General features: G+C 80.7%; 1 protein-coding gene. It reads left to right on the top strand.

Annotated elements, in window-relative coordinates:
- Positions 1–50: 50 nt before the first annotated feature.
- Positions 51–1708 (top strand): HNH endonuclease signature motif containing protein (locus tag OF117_RS22010; RefSeq protein ID WP_263554997.1); only part of this gene is annotated, 1658 nt, incomplete at its 3' end.

The raw sequence follows: 1708 nt of genomic DNA, 5'->3' as shown, positions 1-1708 counted from the left end.
CCGCCGGCTGAGCAGCGGGAACTGTCGGACCCCGTGGCTACGGTGCGGGTATGTGGTGGGACGGGGGTGGGCCGCGGCCGCCGGAGGACGGCGAGCCGGTGCCGGTGCTGCCCGCCGAGGTGGTGCCGCCCGGGTCGGCCGCGGAGCTGGAGCTGGTCTGCGACATCTGGTCGGCCGACGCCCGGATGGCCCGCGAGCACGCCCGGCAGGCGGCCACCATCGCCGAGCTGGCCCGCCGCCGCTCGGCCGAGCGGGACACCGCCGTCGGCCCGCGGGGCGGCCCGGGGCCGGACGCCCGGGCGGCGCGGCCGGCGGCGCTGGCCGACGTCTGTGACGACTTCGTCGCCGAGCTGGCGCTGATCCGGCACTGCTCGGAGGCCGAGGCCAGCCGGCTGGCCGCCGAGGCGGTGCTGCTCACCACGACGCTGTCGGCGACCTGGGCGGAGCTGTGGGCCGGGCGGCTGACCGTGCGCCAGGCGCGGATCCTGCTCGACCTGCTCGGCGAGGCCGACGACGCGGTCGCCGCGGCGGTGCAGGCGCGGGTGCTGCCCGGCGCCGCGGGCTGCCCGCCGGCCCGGCTGGCCGACCGGGTCCGCTACCACCTGTACCGGATCGACGCCGCGGCCCGCGAGCGCCGCCGCGCGGAGGCCGAACGCCGCGCCGACGTGCACGTGCAGCGCACCGCCGACGATCTGGGCCGGCTGGTCGTGGAGGGGCCGCTGCCGGCGGTGTCCGCCGCCCGGGACGCGGTCGACCAGTACGCCCGCTGGCTGCGCGCCGACGGCGACGACCGGCCGATCGGCGTGCTGCGCTCGGCCGCGGCGCTGGATCTGATCCTGCGGCCGTGGGACACCACCCGCCCGCCGGTGACCGCGCAGCTGCTGCTGCACGCCGCGCTGCCCGCGCTGGGCCCGGACGCGCCCGCCGCGGCGGCGCCGGCCGAGCTGAACGGGGAGTGGATCTCCGCCGCCCACTGCCGCGAGCTGCTCGCCGCACTCGACGTGCTCGACCTGCGGCCGGCCCCGGCCGGCGGCTCGATCCACGTCGCGATCGACGACCCGGCCACCGGCGCCACGCTGGCCGTGGCCACCCGCGCCGAGCTGCGCCGCGCCGCCGGCACCGGCCGCCGCATCCGCCGCCGGACCGGCGCCCGCCACCGAGCCGCCCAGGGCACCGGACCCGGCGGTGCCGCGGACGGGGTCGGCGGCACGGGCGCCCCCGGCCCGACCGGCGGCATCGGCGGCATCGGCCCGACCGGCGGCATCGGCGGCATCGGCGGGATCGGCCCGACCGGCGGGATCGGCCCGACCGGCGGCACGAGCGGGACCAGCTCGCCGAGCAGCACCGGCCCGGCCGGCGGCCCCGGGCTGCGGCCGCCGCCGCCGACCCGCGGCTACCGGCCCACCGCCGCGCAGCGCCGCCTGGTCACCACCCGCGACCGGCACTGCCGGATGCCCGGCTGCCGCCGCCGCCCCGGCCGCTGCGACCTCGACCACGGCACCGCCTACGCCCGCGGCGGCCCGACCGCCTGCGAGAACCTGTGCTGCCTGTGCCGGCGGCACCACCGGATCAAGACCCACGCCCGCGGCTGGTCCTTCACCCTGCTCCCCGACGGCCGCCTGGTCGTCCGCACCCCGTCTGGCGTCACCCGCACCACCCGCCCACCCGGCTGGTACCACGACCCCGAACCCGACCCACCCTGGCTCGA

The sequence above is a fragment of the Geodermatophilus sp. YIM 151500 genome, from assembly GCF_025716945.1.
Taxonomy (GTDB): Bacteria; Actinomycetota; Actinomycetes; order Mycobacteriales; family Geodermatophilaceae; genus YIM-151500.
The sequence above is the reverse complement of the archived record's forward strand: the minus strand, read 5'-3'. Positions and strand labels throughout refer to the sequence as shown.